A 17,586-nucleotide genomic window follows, 5' to 3' on the forward strand; every position below is an offset into this window, starting at 1 on the left:
AACAATCCTGTGACGTTGTGATCTATATCACCTGTTGTGTTCAAAAATCACGCTATGATGAAATGATGCGGATTACAACAGAATAGACCAGAGCAGGAACTGCACGGCTCCAATAATTTCGATCATACCAACCTTCATAGGGCGCAGTGTTCTGCCTGCATATATGAAGGTGCGTACGGCGGAATAGACATATGCCAAAGACATCCAAGGATATCCGATCACGATCGGTATGAGAATTAGAAGGATATGTACTAGTCGAGTTAGCATCAGCCAACTCTTATTCGTTCGCTCTCGAAAGACCGATTTCACAAAGAACGTACTTCCTGTAAAATGTAAGAAAGAAAACAAAACTACGATTGCCATTCTAAAGTCCCAGTGCCCGCTTCCAATGAGATAAGCAGCTGCTCCCCCTAGAGAGAACATCAGCATGGCACACAGATCATTGGTAAGCGAGCGTTCTGCTTTGTGTATTACATGCCAGATGTTTACGAGCAACAATCCGCCCAGAACCGGGCCAAAGAATAGTAGTGAGGTCTGACCCAGAACAGGTGGGATTAGACAGATTAGCGCCACTGTACCGTAGATTGCAGACCACTTGTATAAGCGATGTCGATTGGCATTTCTTTTCAAAGACTGCAGTAACGGATACGCGGTTAGATATAGTCCAAGCCAGGCTACAAATAAGGGCACATGCAGCCACTGCGGCCCACTTGCAATCATACCTACCAGAAAAGGTACACTAACCATGGCCCAGCCGCCATGTTCATGAGGGATAACGATTGAATGCGTATTGGTTTTCACTTCACAGTTAACCTCCTAGGATTGAATGATGTCGAAGTTCAGAAATATGAACACAGAGAGGAAAGATTCTCATGAGCAGGGTAAACAAAGATTCAGCAGCGGAGTTTCTACAACAGTTCCCCATCTTCCAGGACCTTAGCCCCGAAGAATTGAAGCAGGTCGAAGATATCGCCATTTCCAGAAGTATTCACAAGAAAACGGTCATTTTTAGCGAAGGTAGCGAAAAAGAAGCTGTTTTTTTCATTCGTACCGGAATTGTAAAAGCTTATAAAACGGATGAGAATGGACATGAACAGATTGTCTCTTTCCTCAAAACAGGAGATATGTTCCCACACACCGGCTTTTTTAACGCGCACCCCTACCCGGCTACCGCTGAAGCGATTACGCCTACCGAACTACTGGCCATACCTGTCAGATTGTTCGAACGATTAATGCTGAGTACCCCATCGATTGCAATCAAAATTATGCGCGTACTCGGAGACAAAATACGTGAACTACAGGACAAATTGCAGGTGCTCTCTGGTCAGGATGTACGCAACCGTGTGCTCTCCTTCCTTCTCATGCTCGCAGAGCAGCACGGGCAGACACATGGCGAACAAATTATCATCAACCTGCCCATGACACACCAGGAGTTTGCCAATTCCATCGGAACTACAAGGGAAACAGCGAATCGGCTTCTGAACCAGCTTACAAAAGAGCATTTGCTCGAAGTGGATCGTAGCCGGATCATCATTCTTGATTTACAAGCATTGAAGCAACAAAGGGATGCGTGACCACTCAGCTCCACTGTGGTTTTCACCCACACCCCCTACACCAATCTATGTGTGCAAAAAGAGACCTTAACGCCTGCAATCGATGTTAAGGTCTCTTGCTGTATGCACAATTACCGATACATGTATCAGGCGATTGTGAGCTCTGGCCTGCCCATGTCACTGAACATGCCCGCATAATATTTAACTTCGCCAGCTTCATTACGGATCGCCGTTATACTCAGCCATTCCTGATAGATCTCTCCGTTTTTCTTCCGATTCCATATCTCGCCCTGCCAATATCCTTTTTCACGTAATTCCAACCATAATTGGTCATAGAATCGTTTATCTTGCTTGCCAGATTTCAGCAGACTTGGCCTCTGTCCAACCGCCTCTTCAGCGCTATAACCAGTGACCGCAGTGAAGGCCGGGTTCACGGAAGTAATGACACTATTCGTATCCGTGATCAGAATCGCTTCAATTGTATTCTCCAGAATGCTGGCAGATAACTGAAGCTTCTCTTGGTAGAACATCCAGATCACAAGTATCAGGCTGACCAGCGCGATCTGTGACAAAGCCATGAAACCAATGGCATAATGTCCCGTCATGCTGTACAACAAAGTCAACATCAACGGAGGGAAGAATCCGCCCAGACCACCCATAGCCGAGATCATCCCATTTGCCACACCTGGTTGTTTAACGAAATACATTGGCACTAATTTGAAAATAGTTCCGTTACCTGTCCCTGCGCATAAGGCCACAGTCAGGCATCCAATGGTGTAGATATAGAATGACGGCGCGAAAGATAATACAATCGCTGCAATCGTTAATCCGCCGAAGACAAACATTAATATTTTGAACGGATTAAATCGATCTCCAAGCCAGCCTCCAATAGGTCGCATGATGGTAGCAACGAGAATGAATCCCGCTGTACGAATACCTGCATCGACTTTGTCCATCTGGAAGTGACTGACTAAGAAATTTGGCAAATATACCGTAAATGCCACGAACGAACCAAATGTCAGAAAATAGAATAAACAGAGCAACCATAGTTTATTGTTGCGTGATATGGCCTTCAGTTGCTGCATAAGCGGAACATTAACACGAGTTTCCTTTTTGTCTCCCAAAGCAAAATTCAGCGCTGCCATTCCTAGTAGCAGAATACTGTAGAGCAGAACCGTCGTAGACCACCCCATACGATCAGCAATCAGCGGGGCTCCGAATGCAGACAGTGCTGTCCCCAGGTTACCAATTCCGTAGATCCCGTTAACAAACCCATGTCGCTCTTTCGGATAATATTTGGGCAGTGAAGTTACACCGACGGAGAAGACAGCTCCCCCAATACCGAGGAACAGTCCACCTATCACCAGATCACTGAACGATGTCGCACGGCTAATCCACCATACAGGAGCCAGCAACAGGACAAAGCTAATCATAAAAATATTACGTGCTCCATATCGATTCGTCCAATAACCAATCGGAATACGGGCAATCGATCCGATCAATACAGGAATCGCTGTTGCCCATGCAAGCTGGGAAGATGTAAGCGCAATATCCTCTTTAATAAATGGCATCAGAGATGACAGGATAACCCATACCATGAAACCAAGAACCAGACTTGCGGTTTGCAAGGGCAGTTGAACCTTTCCTTTATGTTGCATTTACATCGCCCTTTCCTTTTTTTGTTCCTGATTCGGATACACAGCTCCATCTCTCCTGCGATATAACACATAACTGCGTTTCAGATAACCCAGTGGCATACTTAGCATGTGAACCAGACGAGTAAATGGAAACACGCAGTACAGTACAAAAGTGAGCAGAATGTGTACTTTGAAGTTCAGAGGTACCGTCTGCATCAGAACCGGATCAGGCTGGAATACGATCAGACCGCGCAACCATGGATTAATCGTTGTTCGATAGTCGAAACCTGTGTGATTCACCGCATTGGCCGAGGTCGCCAGTATTCCGGTGACAATGACAATGATCAACATGACAAGGGCCAGCCAATCCCCGATGCTGCTCGTCGCCCGGACCCGGCGAGCAACATAACGGCGAACCAGCAGAATGACTGCACCTGCAAATGCAATGATCCCCGCAGGCAGTCCTCCTGCGATAGCCATCAAGTGATATCCTTCATCACTCAGTCCGATCCAGCGATAGAACTCCACCGGAACAAGTAAACCGGCAATATGTCCACAGATTACGGCGAATATTCCGATATGAAAGAGTAAACTTCCCCATTTTAGCATTCGTTTCTCCAGCATCTCACTCGACTTGGACGTCCAACTGAAGGGATTCGTCACATATCTCCAGATCGTTGCCGTAATACAGAAAACAATGACCATATAGGGAAGAGCGCCCCATAACAAAAGTTCCAGTGTACTCACCGATTCCCCCTCCTCATCTGAGCCGCAATCTGCATGAGATCTTCAGGTTGTTGGTTAGCTGCTTCTTCCTGTTTGGGTACATCAGGAGCTGGGGGCTCAGGAATGACCTGTAACATCAGACTGAGCAATGGTCCATATGGGCTGTTCTGTCCCGTAATGCTTTCGGTCATCGTGACCAGAGCCTTATGGCAGCTGGAGAGCACACCCAAGGCATCTTCCTCGGGCGCCTCAGCTACAAATTCAAGCACCATAGGCAGATAATCCGGCAACTCACTCACTTCCATATAAAATCCCGCAGCTTCATATCTGCGTTTCAATTCAATCAGAGCCGGGCCCCGATCCCGTTCATCTCCATGAAGAGCATACGTGAGATAGAGGTTACACTTTTTATCAAAATCGAATGTTCGAACATACGAATCCTGCCACTCAATCGAGTTTACTGCCTGTGCTTTATCTACAAATGTCAGCAAGATCTGGTTCACCGTCTCATCGGAAATGGACTGTATAGCTTCCTTCAATCCCTGCAACCCTTCTCTCCACGCTGTATCGGGATATTGCAACAGATAGGAGATCAGTTTACAGACCATTCTTCTCGTATTCGTATCGTAAACCAGAGCCTGACCTGTTCCTTCATTGGGTTCGATCGTCATCGTTGTCGTTGTCTCCTCTCCCATCAGAATACTCCGCAAGAACCTGGACCCCCTGCAAAATCAAGTCCGCAGCTGCCCTGTTCGCTGAAGAGATCTTCCACTTCCTCACGGTGAGCTGGCGGGATGACAAAACGGTCATTGTATTTCGCAATCGCGAGCAGTCGGTACATGTCCTCCACTTCCTGAGCATCCATGCCTACTCTTTCCAGTAATTCCGATTCACTGGTCTTGCCCGTCTGCTGGTTACGCATGTGAATGCGCATAACTGCCATTTTCCGCAGTACTTCACGGATTTGATCTGTATCTCCTGCCGTAAGCAGATTGGCCAGATATTCCACGGGAATACGCATGTTATCAATCGCCGGGAAAATATCATTGGCCTCCAGCGAACTTCCCTGTCCCTCTACCCGATTGGTTATCGGGCTAAGCGGTGGAATATACCATACCATTGGCATGGTGCGGTATTCTGGGTGAAGCGGGAGCGCAATTTTCCAGTCGATAACCATTTTATAAATAGGGGACTGCTGCGCTGCAATAATCCAATCCTCTGGAATTCCGGCCTCGCGCGCTTCGCGAATCACCTCAGGGTCATTCGGATCAAGGAAAATATCCATCTGGGATTCATAGAGATCCTGATCATTTTCAACGGAAGCAGCGGCTTCAACACGGTCTGCATCATACAGCATCAGGCCGATATAACGGATACGTCCCACACAGGTTTCGGCACAGATCGTTGGCAGGCCCGCTTCAATCCGCGGGAAACAAAGGGTACATTTCTCGGCTTTGTTCGTCTGCCAGTTGAAATAGACCTTTTTGTATGGGCAGCTCGATACACAGAATCTCCATGCGCGGCAGGCATTTTGGTCAACCAGTACAATTCCGTCTTCTTCCCGTTTGTACATCGCTCCGGAAGGGCAAGAGGACACACAGGCCGGATTAAGGCAGTGTTCACAGATTCGTGGCAGGTACATCATAAATACCTGTTCAAAATCCATTTTGATCGAGTCCTCGACACCCTTCATATTGGGATCTTCCATCCCGGTTACATGGGCACCTGCCAGATCATCTTCCCAGTTCGGCCCCCACTCCAGATTAATATATTCACCAGTGATCTGGGATTTTGGTCGTGCTACAGGCTGATGTTTTTTCTCCGGACTGTTCGTCAGTTTCTCATACTCGTATGTCCATGGCTCGTAATAATCGTCAATGGTAGGCTGATCCGGGTTATGGAAAATGTTAAGCAAGCGTCTTGCCCGTGTGCCGGACTTCAATTCCAGTTTGCCATTCTTCATCTCCCAGCCACCGCGATAACGCTCCTGGTCCTCCCATTGTTTTGGATAACCGACCCCTGGCTTGGTCTCCACATTGTTCCAGTACATATATTCTGCACCTGGACGATTAGTCCAGGTGTTTTTGCATGTTACACTACATGTATGGCACCCTATGCATTTGTCCAGATTCATGACCATACTGACTTGTGCTTTAATCTTCAAGCCAATCCACCTCCTGCAGTTTTCTTATGATGACATTGAGGTCACGCTGGTTGCCTGTCGGGCCATAGTAGTTGAAGCCATAACTTAACTGGGCATAACCACCGATCATATGCGTTGGCTTCACATGAATACGTGTCGGACTGTTATGTGTCCCCCCACGTGTCTGTGATATTTTGGTACCCGGAACGTTAATGTGACGGTCCTGGGCGTGATACATGAAAGCCATGCCGCGAGGAATACGGTGTGTTACTACGGCTCTGGCAACGACTACCCCGTTACGGTTGAAACATTCGATCCAGTCGTTGTCGACCAGTCCCGCTTCTTCTGCATCTTCGTAGTTCATCCAGATTGTCGGGCCACCTCGGAACAACGTCAGCATCGGCAACGCATCATAGTACATACTGTGGATTGACCACTTGTTATGCGGTGTCAGGTAATTTAGGACAATTTCTTTGCCACCTTCGATCGGACGTTTGCTGTTCGGATGGAACGGCGTATGCTTCAGCACAGGTTTAAATGTCGCTAATGTCTCTCCGAACTCACGGAGCATCGCATGATCAATATAGAACTGCTGTCTGCCGGTCAATGTACGCCATGGAATCAGGCGCTCCACATTGGTGGTGAATGGCGAATATCGGCGTCCGCCTTTTTCCGATCCGCTGAATGCAGGTGAAGTAATGACCGTTTTCGGTTTGGAAGTGATCTCGTCAAATGTAAAACATTCCTCAGATCGTTCCTCAGCCAAATCTTTCAGATGCAATGCCGTTTTCTGTTCAAGCGCTTCCCACGCACGTACAGCCATCTTGCCGTTCGTTGTACTGGACAAGGTCAGAATGGCCTCCGCAACATTGCGGTCGGTGCTCAGATCCGGACACCCTTGTCCAACGCCATCTTTACGATGCACGCCCAGAATACCCTTGAGTTTTTCATACTCTTCACTGGCAGACCAGGATATGCCTTTGGTACCGATTGGTTTATCCTTCACCACAGGTCCTAGACTGATCATTTTGTTATATACGGCAGCATAATCACGTTCCACGACCTGAATATGCGGCATCGTTTTCCCCGGGATCGCTTCACATTCTCCCGCGCTCCAGTCTTTGATCTCTCCGTACGGTTGAGCAAGCTCATCCGGTGAATCATGCAAGAGTGGTGTAGCGATGATCTCCTTCTGCGGCCCATCGAATTGCTGCGCAGCCATCTCGGAGAATACACGTGCGATTTCCTTGAAGGTATCCCAGTCAGAACGGGATTCCCACTGCGTGGCTACCGCCGGGTTGAATGGATGAACGAACGGATGCATATCCGTACTGCTCAGATCGCTTTTCTCATACCAGGTCGCTGCTGGCAGCACAATATCGGAATACATCGCTGTACCTGCCATACGGAAATCCATGTTGATCATCAGGTCAAGCTTGCCTTCCGGTGCTTCATCCACCCACTCCACATGCTCTGGGCGCAGTCCATGATCGTCATCGTTCAGCAATCCGTTCGTTGCACCGAGCAGATGTTTCAGGAAATACTCATGCCCTTTGCCAGAACTTGAGATCAGATTCGCTCTCCAGACAAATAGTACACGCGGGAAGTTCGCCGGATCATCCGGTTGCTCGATCGAGAACTTCAGATTTTTGTTCTGTAGCTCGGAAGCAACATAAGCGCCAATCTCTTCCTTCGTCGTTGCTCCGGCCTGTAGCGCATCCTGATGCAGATCAATCGAGTTACGATTGAATTGTGGATAGGATGGAAGCCAGCCCATACGCGCAGCCATCACATTATAATCAGCCACATGCTGGAACCGCGGTTCACCTTCAAGCGCCGAAGTCAACTCTCCCACTTGGGTCTCCTCGTATCTCCATTGATCTGTTGCAAAGTAGAAGAAGGATGTTCCGTTCTGCAGACGTGCAGGTCCGGTCCAGTCACGAGCAAAGGCAATCGTCTGCCATCCTTCAGCCGGACGCAATTTTTCTTGACCAACATAATGGGCCCAGCCTCCACCATTCACACCCTGACAACCTGTCATCAGAATTAAGTTAATAATGGCGCGATAGATAACGTCGGAGTTGTACCAGTGATTAATACCGGCTCCCATGATGATCATGGAACGACCTTTGGTATCGATCGCATTCTGTGCGAACTCACGTGCAATCTGTACGACAGTCTCTTGGTCCACACCAGTGATTTTCTCTTGCCACTCTGGAGTGAATGGTTTTACCTGTGGTGCATGCAAGATTTCATCTCCATGGTTAACACGTACACTCAACTGTTCCACACCATTGACTACTTCTGCTGAATCCGCAGAACGCGTCATTTCACGTTCAATTCCGTATTTGGCAAGCACCAGATCGTATACGGCTGTTACTGTAATCCACCTTTCTCCTAACCATATCTGACGTACAGGAATCTGCCGCTCCATGACATGTTTTCCCTCATCATCAAAGTACGGCAGTTGAATCGTTACAAGTTCATGATGGACGCCGAGCATGGATAGTCTTGGATCAATCGGCTCACCGTTCTCCACCTGTTCCATTTTGAGATTCCATGTGCCTTCTTCACCCCAACGGAAGCCCAAACTTCCTTTCGGCATCGCATAGGTTCCACTGTTTTCATCGTAAACGAGCGTTTTCCAAGCCATGTTATTACCTGTGATGCCCAGATCTTCCCCAACTAGAAATCTGCCTGCTGTGTGTACGCCGTCCTTTTCTTCCACAATCAGCAGATTTGGAAAGTCCGTATACTGTTTGGCATATTGCATGAAATAGTCCGTAGGTTTTTCAATATAAAACTCTTTTAGAATGACATGGCCCATAGCCATCGCCAAAGCGCCGTCCGTTCCTTGTTTTACCGACATCCACGTATCTGCGAATTTCACATACTCCGCATAATCCGGGCTGATCGACACCACTTTTGTTCCCCGATAACGTGCCTCAGCCAGGAAGTGGGCATCCGGTGTCCGCGTCATTGGCAGATTGGAGCCCCATACCAGAATGTATCCAGAATTGTACCAGTCGCTGCTCTCCGGCACATCCGTTTGATCGCCCCAGATCTGAGGTGAAGCCGGTGGGAGATCGGCATACCAGTCGTAAAAACTAAGCAATGGTGATCCCATCAGAGATAAGAAGCGTGATCCTGCTGCATAACTGACCATCGACATTGCAGGAATAGGAGAGAAACCAATAATCCGGTCTGGCCCGTATTCTTTGATCGTATGAATCAGCGAAGCGGCGATAATCTGTGTCACTTCACCCCATGACGCGCGAATTAATCCCCCTTTACCACGGACCGATTTGTATCTTTTCACTTTGGCCGGATCATCCGCAATGCTGGACCATGCTTGAACCGGGTCACCATGCGTCTGAAGCGCATCACGCCACATGTCCAGTAATGCACCACGTACGTAAGGATGTTTGACACGTAGCGGGCTGTACAGATACCATGAAAAACTCGCTCCGCGTGGACATCCACGGGGTTCAAATTCCGGCATATCCGGTCCGGTTGAAGGATAGTCGGTAGCCTGCGTTTCCCAAGTGACAATGCCGTCTTTCACATAGATCTGCCAGCTGCATGATCCTGTACAATTGACTCCGTGTGTGGAACGCACCACTTTGTCATGCTGCCAGCGGCGGCGGTAGACATCTTCCCAATCCCGGTTGACCGGGGACATTTCACTCCAGCCCTCCGCACTTTTTTCACGTTTGGCAAAATATTTGAGTTTGCCCATCCAGGGCATGCTTTTGTTACTCATTGTTGTCCTCCCACATATATGACCTGTTGACGCAAATTGAATCCTGAACTACTGTTGCTAACCTCCGATTTGCGACATATGTCGCAACGTTGGCTTGCCGTCGATCTGTTGCCCGTTTAAGTCTTTTAACATGTCATGTGTTTCGGGTTTGGCTCCGAGCGCCTTGTAAAATAAATCCTGCACCGCCTTGTCATCACCTACGAGTGGACGAACATTGAATTCATCCGACCAGTAGAGACAAGGTTTGATATTACCGTCTGCCGTCAGTCTCAGCCGATTGCAATTCCCGCAGAAATGGCTACTCACCGGGTGAATCAGACCAAAGGTTCCAGCAGCCCCCACTATGCGATAACTGTCCGCAGGTCCATTCCCGTATATCTCTCCACATCTTTCGTAATCCCATCGCGCTCCACATGTTTCCAGTACATGTTCGAGGGGCATATATCCTGATCTCCATCCTTCTCCACTTTCACCAATAGGCATGTACTCAATAAACCGAATATGAATTGGTTCATCCCGAGTCATCAGCAGAAAATCTTCCACCTCATCGTCGTTCACGCCTTTCATCAGCACCACGTTCAGCTTGATCGGATGAAATCCGGCCTTTTGGCTGGCCTTAATGCCTTCCAGCACACGTTGCACCTTGCCGCCTCGAGTAATGCTTGCAAATCGTTCTGGCTTCAAAGAATCCAGGCTTATGTTCACCCTAGTTAGTCCCGCAGCCTTCAGCATATCCGCATAAGCTGCCAAATAGATGCCATTGGTTGTCAATGCGATGTCCTCAATTCCCGGAATAGCGGATAACATCGCAATCAGTTGATCCAGCCCCTTACGAACAAGAGGCTCTCCTCCGGTCAAACGCAATTTCCGAATGCCCAGTGGAGCAAGCGCATTAACGATGGACGTGATTTCTTCATAGGACAGGATGCGTTCTGTCGGTTCAAACTGCATTCCTTCCTCCGGCATGCAATACACACAGCGGAGATTACAACGATCCGTAACCGAAATTCTCAAATAATCATGCACTCTTCCAAACGGGTCCATTAATTTTGATTCCATACACGTACCTCCCTTCTCTAGGGTGCTGTCTTAACATCGGCTGAAGGAGGGAACTTTCTTCCTCTCATCGCTTGTCATCTTGACGCTAAATATAAGGATGTCTCGCTCGGCGAACTGTGCAAAATATCACAAGAAGTGAAACATAGCGCACAGTTGCACATTTATATATGCTCTGTAATCCTTTACCAAACAGGATTCTGGTCTAAATAAGGCAAAATTATGGCAAAAGAAAAAGTGTGAGCAGGCTCACACAGCCACCTCCTCACGTTTTCTATAATCAAATTGCAACACCACACTATCCCTATTTGGAGGAATGACACTTGAACACATACGCAGCAACCATTAATGCTACGGAGTATCCACCGCATTTGAAACATAAAGTTATTTTTGAAACGTTTGATCAGTTGCAACCACAGGAATCCATGCTGCTCATTAACGATCACGATCCTAAGCCACTTCGATTCCAATTCCAGTCCACACATCCTGATGGCTTCAACTGGGAGTATATTGAGCAGGGTCCTACAACCTTCCAAGTCAAAATCAGCAAATTATAGATTGGAGCTGAACCGCTATGGCCCACGTTGAAATCATTGACGATACTACACTTCGCATCACGCTGAGGTTGGAAGATGCCACAACCATGGTGCAGATAGCACAGCGTGAGCAGGCCGAGTATGCGCAAGAGATTATTACCATTTACGAAAAAATGCCTGTGTTCGAATATACTCATTTCTGTTTTTACGCCTATGACAGTGCAAGACTTTTTGAGCGTGTACTCGGGATGGACCCCAAAGCCTATCTGTCCTTCTCCCTCGATGCGCCGGAGTCATTCTTCTATGCGCTGTACGGTGGAATGGCCGCCCTGTATGAACCTTCTCTACAGTTGGTACAGCAGGCGGATGTAGCTAGTGCAGGATCGGATGTGAACGCACATGTCTCCATCTGATGTCCATATTGTTGAATTGGATGTGCGTCCTCATCTGAGTAAAAAGCTGGAGCCGTTTCAGCTGATCATGGACACGGTCAAAGGCCTTCAGCATGAAGATGTATTTGTACTACACGCTCCATTCAAACCAACGCCCCTGCTCGGTATTCTCAAGATGAAAGGATACTCCAGCACATCGGAACGAAAAGGTTCAGATCACTGGGTTACCACGTTTGTGCACAAAAAAAATAAAACCGGTGACAAAGCATTATCTGCAATGGTTTTATCTGGATCGGAAGTCGTTTCTGAGCCCTGTTCAGACGAAGAATCAGCTTCATGCAAAGGCCATCCAGAGGAGCAAGCTGTTGCGATTGAAAACTTTGAATCCCTACAGGCGCCCACCGTTATACTGGACAATCGCGGATTGGAACCGCCACAACCCATGATGCGAACCCTTGCCGCACTGGAGCGTTGCAAACCTGGGGAAGTCGTACTGATTCACAATGACCGTGTGCCAGTCTTCTTGATTGAAGAGTTAAATAATCTCGGTTGCCCCTTCACGGTTGAGGATCAAGCCGATGGTACGGCCAAATTGAGAATTGAAAAAGGGTAAGGAGGCAAAGACCATGTCCAGGTTGCCGTTTCTTTTTATCATCACGGGCATCTTTGGATTTGTAATGTATCACGCATTCTCCCTGCTCTCGCTGACAGGCTGGCTTGGTGATGAACTCAGAGGACCCGAAGGCTGGTTTCATGCCCATCAGTTTGTGCTCGGGTGGGCAACCATGCTGGCTATGGGTGCCGTTTATCAGTTGATACACGTTATTTTGCAATCCAATATCTATAGTCTGTTCCTCGGTTATTGTCATTATTTCTTGTTCAGTATCGGAATCGTGGGCATGTTATTCGGCTTCATCCGTGCAGATGTCATCTGGATTGCGGGTTCTGCTACACTCGCGCTCTCTGGCATTCTGTTGTTCGGATGGAATATGGGCGTTACCCTCTTCCGTGCCTCACAGTGGAATCCGGTAACGATCAGTGCAGCTTGTTCCTGTCTTTATCTGGTTCTAACCGGGCTTTCCGGTATGCTGATGGGTTTGAATTTTGCATTTGGTGATTGGAATGGTCTGCACGGACGCTTGTTCGGCGCACATATCTGGATGGGAACACTTGGCTGGTTTGGCATGTTAATTACCGGATTCAGTTACAAAATGCTTCCGATGTTCTACCTGTCCCACGATTATTCCATTCGACTGCAAAAAGTGGTCCTGGTTCTGTGGAATGCAGCTGTAGTTACAGGTGTTGTCGCATTTCTGACAGGTATTAAGGGAGGCCTGCTCTGGCTCGCGCTCCTACTTCTAACCTCAGCCCTGCTCTTCTATGTGTATCACTTGGAGCAAATTCAGGAGAAACGGCACAAAAGTAACCCAGGTCCGGGTATCCGCTGGTCTGTGTATGTAAGCCGTGCGTTTGCTGTATATGCTGTTGCCCTACTGATCTATTCCTCGCAAGGGACTGAACTGCTTCTCCATCCACGTGTTGTTCTGCTGTCTGGATGGGTATATCTCGGGGGTTGGGTGTCTCTCACCATACTTGGTTATGCCTCCAAAATCGTGCCTTTTCTATGGTGGACCCACAAATATGGCAAGCAGGCAGGCAGACCCGGAACACCGCTGATGGCAGGTATGCTGAGTGAACGGTATGTCAATTGGGGTATGCTCGCCATGGTCGCTGGAAGCCTTTTGCTTGTCAGTGGAATTCTGATTAATCTGGCTGAGGTCATGATGGTTGGAGGGACGATTTTGTCTCTTGTCTCCATCGTTTATATAACAAATATTGCTTTGGTATTCAGACGTTAACATAAATAAGGTGGACTGGAGAGTGAACATGATGGAACAAACCACGCATTTGCTAGAATGTCTCAAGGAAGTGTATGACCCTGAATTAGGTGTCAATATCGTTGACCTGGGTCTGGTGTATGAAGTAAGGGAAGAGCCTGAACGGGTTCATGTACGAATGACGCTGACTACACCAGGTTGCCCGCTGCACGATACAATTGTCGGTGCGGTGAAATGGGTTTTGCAGGAAAATACGAATAAGACCGATATTGATGTTCAAGTCGTATGGGAGCCACAATGGTCTCCACAGCTGATGTCGATTGAAGCCAAGGAAATGCTGGGATACTTCTAGGCAGAATGAACAGTGAGCGGATGAATGAACAAATTGCTGCCGGAATACGAAAAAGCGTACTTAAGATCTGATGTTCTCAGACCCAGGTATGCTTTTTGTTTTGCGATGGGAACCACACTTGATCAAGGTATTTTTGAATAAAAAATAAATAAGGAAACTCCAGAATAGAGTTCCCCTTATATTGGTACCGGTCAGTGAATCATTCTATCGATTCCTTGATATTAGATGTTAGATGTCCTTTGCATAGGATGCTGCTGGCACTTTGTTTAAAACCACGAACAAACGAACTTCCTGATCTCCTGTATTATGAAATGCGAACTCGACCTCACCGCCGCAATGGATCACATCCTCTTGTTTCACCACTTGTTCTTTTCCATCCAGAATAAGTGTACCTGTGCCTTCGACCACCAGCAAAATAACGTCTGTGCCCGGATGTTTATGAACGGGAAGTTGCTGACCTGGCAGAAAATGAAGGACAAAGGTCACTCCACCACCCTGTTGGAATAAAACTCGTTTCGTAAAACGGTCTTCACTAAATGTTTTAACTTCTTGCAATGACGTGATAGTCATCATAATCGTCCTCCTCGATAATGTAATCTGTGAATGCATTCATCTTATCGCAAGAAAGCCCGCATTTCCTTGATCTGAATCAAGAAATACGGGCAAATGAACAGATCATAGTCGGTCCCTTATGGTCGTTTGTTTATAAGATGGTTACACCATCATTTTGCGCAGAGAAGCGATATATCTCGAACGTATAATGATGAAATAAAACGTCTGTGCAAGTACAAAGGCACCAAATACAGTCAACACCGGCATCGTATAATTGGTAATACCGAATTCAGTCAGGAATGGCTTAACTACGACCAAAGTTTCAATGATAGCTACCCCGATCGGTAAAAAGAACAAAATGGCAATCTGAACGGTGGATGATCGTTTCATCTCCTGGAAACTGAGACCCATTTTCGAAAGAGAATGCACCATCTTTCCATCCGCTTCAAGATCGGTATGCAGTCTGAAATACAGAAAGCTTGCAGAAGAGATCGAGAAGATTAATCCGATAAATATGCCCAGAAAGGTAAAGAGTGCTGTACCCTGTCTGTATCTCTCAAAATCTCCATATCGAGTGGTCAGAAATCCGGAGTAATTCTCATCCGAAGCATTATCGCTTCGAATGGTATCTGCGGACGACAGTAGCTGATCGCTAACCATGGCTTCCGAGGAGTGCCGGTCAGGTACAGCATGACCCCATGCCGGAATCTGGTACAGAACTTTGCCTGATAACCTATTTGCATTGAACTGTTGTGTGATCTCTTCAAACTTCTCATCTGGGAGAACGACTACACCTGTAGAATAGATCAAGGTTGCGAAACGTGGCTCTACATCCGTAGCTGTAACTCTTGCTTGCAATGAGCCATCCTCCAGATTCAGAGTCAAGGTTTCTCCTTCCGCATAATTGCGAAACCTGTTTCGATCGATCTGATCCTGATCCTTCTCATTACGTGAATCTACGAACAATGCTGATGCTGAATCCAATTGGAACGTCTTTTTTCCTTGGATCGCATTGAATCGGTTGTAATGACTGAGCGGCATAACCGAGACAGCACTCTGATCCGCATCAGACCAGAAGTACTCCAGATACACTTGCTGATAACTCAAGCCTGCTGCTTCAAGTGTCGAATCAATATAGCTCATATCCATTTGATCCGAAGGAGTGTACACATTGTATTTGACTGGAAAATCGTTGTTTGTAAACTGCTCCCGGTTCTCTTGATCCAGTGACAAAATTACAACCGCACTCATTGAAGCAATCGCAATCACCACGGTCACCATAAAGAGCATGCGGGCATTATCCTTCATTTTATAGCTCATCTCTGAGATCCACAACAGACGTGTACCATGCCATACGGTTTTACGATTACGCTTCAATAAACGGATGATGAGCACGGAAAGTTGTGAATAGAAAAAATACGTCCCGGCTATCCCTGTTATTGCTGCAAGCATGATTGTTCCGCCATTTAACCCGTTACGGAGTACCACAAAACCTACTGTAAGTAATGCAAAACCCAGAAGTGAGAAGAACCATGAAGCTTTGGGCTCTTTTTTAGGTTTGTTGGTTCCCGTTAGAAGTTCTAACGTCCGTTTATTTCCGATAAAAAACAATGTGAAGAGTGAAATGCAGAAAAATAATAACAGAAAGGCTCCAATCGTAATCAGAATCGCTTTCACGGGAAAATAAAAGGGCAGATCATCCATCCCGATAAAACGAGTGGTTAACATCAGGAACAGCTTGGACAACAACATACCTCCGCCGATACCGGCAATAATGGACAGGGAGCCGATCAACATGTTTTCCAGAATGACCAATCTCCGAATCTGCCTGGGCTCGGCACCAAGTATGGTCAGAATGCCAAACTCTTTGTTCCGTGATTTGAGAAAAGCACTGATGGAATACATAACAAAGAAAAATGCAAACACATATACGATAATCGAAGCGATCTGCATCCCCGTAGCGGTTGTGTCACCCATTGGCAACTCTGTCACATATGGATGATAGATAAATACCGCATAAGCGAAGAATATCATGACCATAAATACACTACTTAAAAAAAAAGCAATATACGCTCGCCCATTCCGGCGAATATTGTTAAACGCGAACTGAGGAAAGCTCATGTGAATTCCCTCCCCAGAAGGATAAAGTATCAATGATCCGCTGGAAAAACGTCTGTCGATTATCTCCACGGTGTACCTCGGCTGCCAGCTTTCCGTCCTTAATGAACACGATGCGGTTGCAATAACTTGCCGCAAGCGGGTCATGTGTGACCAACATAATAGTTGTTTTCTCCTGCTGGTTCATCTGTTCAAGTGACTCCATGACCGCTTGGGATGACGTAGAATCCAGGGCACCGGTGGGTTCATCCGCCAAAACAATCGAAGGCATATTGATCATGGATCTCGCAATGGCTGTTCGTTGTCGCTGTCCACCCGAAATTTCGTAGACTCGTTTATCCAGAATATGATCAATCCCGAGCTTCGCTGTAATGCGATGTAGTCTGCTCTCCATCTCCTTCAGTTTGACCTTGTCCAGTGTCAATGGAAGTACAATATTCTCAGCAACAGTCAGCGTGTCCAACAGATTGAAATCCTGAAAGACAAATCCGAGTTCCCGACGCCGGAACATGGCAAGTTCTTTCTTTTTCATATCAAACGGGTTCATGCCATTAATCAGCACCTTGCCTGAGCTGGGTTCATCAATGGTGGAGACCATGTTTAACAATGTAGTTTTTCCACTGCCCGACGGGCCCATAATACCCACAAATTCACCTTGTTTGATTGTCAGATGAATATCACTAAGGGCTTGAGTCTGCACTTTGCCCTGATATACTTTGTTCAGTCCTGATACCTGTAACATTTCCATGCGTAATTCCCTCCTAATCCGTCATTCTTTATACGTTAATTCTATTCTTATCCTAACTGACCTCCCGTAACGGTGCTATCGAATTACCTTAAACTTCCCTTACAATGCGTTTAAGGTTCTGTTCCCCTGCCTTCTCTATGACACTTCTGTCCATTAAAAAAGCACCTCGCCC

16 protein-coding genes are annotated in these 17,586 nt (G+C 47.0%); 6 read left to right on the plus strand and 10 right to left on the minus strand.

Annotated elements, in window-relative coordinates; translation table 11 throughout:
- Positions 1–72: 72 nt before the first annotated feature.
- On the minus strand, positions 73–801 hold the full coding sequence (locus MHI52_RS18610; RefSeq protein WP_340982226.1) for a YwiC-like family protein: 729 nt from the start codon (positions 799–801) through the stop codon (positions 73–75).
- A 71-nt stretch (positions 802–872) separates the two neighbouring features.
- On the opposite strand from MHI52_RS18610, the gene MHI52_RS18615 reads away from it, so the two are divergent.
- Positions 873–1,574, plus strand: a complete 702-nt coding sequence (locus MHI52_RS18615; RefSeq protein WP_253501240.1) for a Crp/Fnr family transcriptional regulator — start codon at positions 873–875, stop codon at positions 1,572–1,574.
- A 125-nt stretch (positions 1,575–1,699) separates the two neighbouring features.
- Here the strand turns inward: MHI52_RS18615 and MHI52_RS18620 are convergent, their stop codons facing one another.
- The 6 genes from MHI52_RS18620 to moaA are packed head-to-tail and all read right to left on the minus strand — an operon-like array spanning position 1,700 to position 10,881.
- Positions 1,700–3,211 (minus strand): nitrate/nitrite transporter, encoded by a 1,512-nt coding sequence (locus MHI52_RS18620; RefSeq protein WP_253501243.1) that lies wholly within the window; start codon positions 3,209–3,211, stop codon positions 1,700–1,702.
- The gene (narI, locus tag MHI52_RS18625) at positions 3,212–3,937 is read right to left on the minus strand and encodes a respiratory nitrate reductase subunit gamma (protein ID WP_310336437.1); all 726 of its coding nucleotides are present in this window, start codon (positions 3,935–3,937) and stop codon (positions 3,212–3,214) included.
- The gene (gene narJ / locus MHI52_RS18630) at positions 3,934–4,626 is read right to left on the minus strand and encodes a nitrate reductase molybdenum cofactor assembly chaperone (protein WP_282320966.1); all 693 of its coding nucleotides are present in this window, start codon (positions 4,624–4,626) and stop codon (positions 3,934–3,936) included. The genes narI and narJ overlap by 4 nt, the downstream gene beginning before the upstream one ends.
- A complete protein-coding gene (gene narH / locus MHI52_RS18635) occupies positions 4,611–6,080 on the minus strand; it encodes a nitrate reductase subunit beta (protein ID WP_253501249.1) in 1,470 nt (489 codons plus the stop codon). The genes narJ and narH overlap by 16 nt, the downstream gene beginning before the upstream one ends.
- Entirely contained in the window at positions 6,070–9,822 is a 3,753-nt protein-coding gene (locus MHI52_RS18640; protein ID WP_282320965.1) for a nitrate reductase subunit alpha, read from the minus strand. Before MHI52_RS18640 ends, narH begins: the two co-directional genes overlap by 11 nt.
- A gap of 57 nt (positions 9,823–9,879) precedes the next feature.
- Entirely contained in the window at positions 9,880–10,881 is a 1,002-nt protein-coding gene (gene moaA, locus MHI52_RS18645) for a GTP 3',8-cyclase MoaA (protein ID WP_282320964.1), read from the minus strand.
- A gap of 320 nt (positions 10,882–11,201) precedes the next feature.
- Between moaA and MHI52_RS18650 the strand changes: the two genes are divergently transcribed.
- The 5 genes from MHI52_RS18650 to MHI52_RS18670 are packed head-to-tail and all read left to right on the plus strand — an operon-like array spanning position 11,202 to position 13,996.
- Entirely contained in the window at positions 11,202–11,435 is a 234-nt protein-coding gene (locus tag MHI52_RS18650) for a DUF2249 domain-containing protein (RefSeq protein ID WP_036613358.1), read from the plus strand.
- Positions 11,436–11,452: 17 nt separating this feature from the next.
- Positions 11,453–11,827 carry a hypothetical protein gene (locus MHI52_RS18655; protein WP_282320963.1) on the plus strand — a complete coding sequence of 125 codons (375 nt, stop codon included), beginning with the start codon at positions 11,453–11,455 and terminating at the stop codon, positions 11,825–11,827.
- Entirely contained in the window at positions 11,814–12,419 is a 606-nt protein-coding gene (locus MHI52_RS18660) for a DUF2249 domain-containing protein (protein WP_282320962.1), read from the plus strand. The genes MHI52_RS18655 and MHI52_RS18660 overlap by 14 nt, the downstream gene beginning before the upstream one ends.
- Positions 12,420–12,432: 13 nt before the next feature.
- Entirely contained in the window at positions 12,433–13,665 is a 1,233-nt protein-coding gene (locus MHI52_RS18665) for a hypothetical protein (protein ID WP_282320961.1), read from the plus strand.
- A 31-nt stretch (positions 13,666–13,696) separates the two neighbouring features.
- Positions 13,697–13,996 carry a metal-sulfur cluster assembly factor gene (locus tag MHI52_RS18670; protein ID WP_282322146.1) on the plus strand — a complete coding sequence of 100 codons (300 nt, stop codon included), beginning with the start codon at positions 13,697–13,699 and terminating at the stop codon, positions 13,994–13,996.
- Positions 13,997–14,224: 228 nt separating this feature from the next.
- Here MHI52_RS18670 and MHI52_RS18675 read toward each other — a convergent pair whose 3' ends face one another.
- The 3 genes from MHI52_RS18675 to MHI52_RS18685 all read right to left on the minus strand — a co-directional run bounded on the left by MHI52_RS18675 (position 14,225) and on the right by MHI52_RS18685 (position 17,414).
- Positions 14,225–14,569: a cupin domain-containing protein gene (locus tag MHI52_RS18675; protein ID WP_345774787.1), complete on the minus strand. Its 345-nt coding sequence runs from the start codon at positions 14,567–14,569 to the stop codon at positions 14,225–14,227.
- 141 nt (positions 14,570–14,710) lie between these two features.
- Entirely contained in the window at positions 14,711–16,669 is a 1,959-nt protein-coding gene (locus tag MHI52_RS18680) for an ABC transporter permease (RefSeq protein ID WP_405157447.1), read from the minus strand.
- The gene (locus tag MHI52_RS18685; RefSeq protein ID WP_036613332.1) at positions 16,644–17,414 is read right to left on the minus strand and encodes an ABC transporter ATP-binding protein; all 771 of its coding nucleotides are present in this window, start codon (positions 17,412–17,414) and stop codon (positions 16,644–16,646) included. The genes MHI52_RS18680 and MHI52_RS18685 overlap by 26 nt, the downstream gene beginning before the upstream one ends.
- Between the last annotated feature and the right edge of the window lie 172 nt (positions 17,415–17,586).

The sequence above is a fragment of the Paenibacillus sp. FSL H8-0283 genome (assembly GCF_045040675.1).
GTDB lineage: Bacteria > Bacillota > Bacilli > Paenibacillales > Paenibacillaceae > Paenibacillus > Paenibacillus amylolyticus.

What these genes read in the sequence shown, in the direction of transcription:
- MHI52_RS18675 (WP_345774787.1), bottom strand. Translation starts at nt 14,569, where the DNA reads ATGATGACTATCACGTCATTGCAAGAAGTTAAAACATTTAGTGAAGAC.
- MHI52_RS18615 (WP_253501240.1), top strand. Translation starts at nt 873, where the DNA reads ATGAGCAGGGTAAACAAAGATTCAGCAGCGGAGTTTCTACAACAGTTC.
- MHI52_RS18660 (WP_282320962.1), top strand. Translation starts at nt 11,814, where the DNA reads ATGTCTCCATCTGATGTCCATATTGTTGAATTGGATGTGCGTCCTCAT.
- MHI52_RS18655 (WP_282320963.1), top strand. Translation starts at nt 11,453, where the DNA reads ATGGCCCACGTTGAAATCATTGACGATACTACACTTCGCATCACGCTG.
- MHI52_RS18670 (WP_282322146.1), top strand. Translation starts at nt 13,697, where the DNA reads ATGGAACAAACCACGCATTTGCTAGAATGTCTCAAGGAAGTGTATGAC.
- MHI52_RS18680 (WP_405157447.1), bottom strand. Translation starts at nt 16,669, where the DNA reads ATGAGCTTTCCTCAGTTCGCGTTTAACAATATTCGCCGGAATGGGCGA.
- moaA (WP_282320964.1), bottom strand. Translation starts at nt 10,881, where the DNA reads ATGGAATCAAAATTAATGGACCCGTTTGGAAGAGTGCATGATTATTTG.
- MHI52_RS18665 (WP_282320961.1), top strand. Translation starts at nt 12,433, where the DNA reads ATGTCCAGGTTGCCGTTTCTTTTTATCATCACGGGCATCTTTGGATTT.
- MHI52_RS18640 (WP_282320965.1), bottom strand. Translation starts at nt 9,822, where the DNA reads ATGAGTAACAAAAGCATGCCCTGGATGGGCAAACTCAAATATTTTGCC.
- MHI52_RS18685 (WP_036613332.1), bottom strand. Translation starts at nt 17,414, where the DNA reads ATGGAAATGTTACAGGTATCAGGACTGAACAAAGTATATCAGGGCAAA.
- MHI52_RS18620 (WP_253501243.1), bottom strand. Translation starts at nt 3,211, where the DNA reads ATGCAACATAAAGGAAAGGTTCAACTGCCCTTGCAAACCGCAAGTCTG.